Origin of the sequence: Actinacidiphila sp. bgisy160 (assembly GCF_965342435.1) — a bacterium.
Taxonomy (GTDB): domain Bacteria; phylum Actinomycetota; class Actinomycetes; order Streptomycetales; family Streptomycetaceae; genus Actinacidiphila.
Genome location: NZ_CBDRCM010000142.1, coordinates 1 through 889 on the forward strand (window position 1 = coordinate 1; position 889 = coordinate 889).

General features: G+C 67.3%; 1 protein-coding gene. It reads left to right on the forward strand.

What is annotated here, in order from left to right:
• The first annotated feature begins 70 nt into the window (after positions 1–70).
• A protein-coding gene (locus ACRWNP_RS37150; protein ID WP_431969427.1) for an IS5 family transposase occupies positions 71–879 on the forward strand; the annotation gives its coding sequence in 2 pieces (ribosomal slippage) (positions 71–410 and positions 410–879; 810 coding nt in all).
• Positions 880–889: the final 10 nt, after the last annotated feature.

The window sequence follows — 889 nt, forward strand, 5'->3', positions numbered from 1 at the left end:
ACTGATCGTTTCAGAATGAGATCGGCGTGTCGGCTGGCAGTCAGTGATCTTCGTCGGCAGGGTCTGCGGGGTGTCCGATGATCTTGTCCCTGATGACCTGTGGGAACGTATAGCCCCGCTGCTGCCGCCGCAGCCCGAGCGAAGGCACCGGCACCCAGGCCGACTTCGGGTGCCTGACCGTGTTGCACTGGCGGGCATTGTCTACGTGCTGCGCAAGGGGGTGGCCTGGCGGGACGTCCCTGCCAGCGTGGTGGGCTGCTCGGGCGTCACCGCCTGGCGCCGCCTGCGAGACTGGACCGAAGCCGGAGTCTGGCCCCGGCTGCACACGGAACTCCTTGCCGAACTGCGCAAGACCGGCTTGCTCGAGATGGACGACTGCGCGATCGACGGCTCCCACGTCAGGGCCCTCAAAGGGGGGATCACGTCGGGCCTTCACCGGTCGACCGAGCCCGCCCCGGCTCCAAACACCACCTGATCGTCGACCGCCGCGGCACCCCGCTGGCCGTGTCCGTCACCGGCGGGAACCGGCATGACGTGACGCAACTGATCCCGCTGCTGGACGCGATCCCCCGAATACGGGGACTTCAAGGGCGTCCGCGCAGCAAGCCCAAGCGGCTATTTGCCGACCGCGGCTACGACTACGACAAGTACCGCCGGCTGCTATGGAAGCGCGGCATCAAGCCCCTCATCGCCCGACGCGGCGTCGCCCATGGCTCCGGCCTGGGCAAAACCCGCTGGGTCGTCGAGCGCACCTTCGCCTGGCTCCACCAGTTCAAACGACTCCGGACCCGCTACGAACGCCGCGCCGACCTCCACCAGGGCCTCCTGGAACTCGCCTGCAGCATCATCTGCCTCCGACGACTCCGCACGTCATTCTGAAACGATCAGT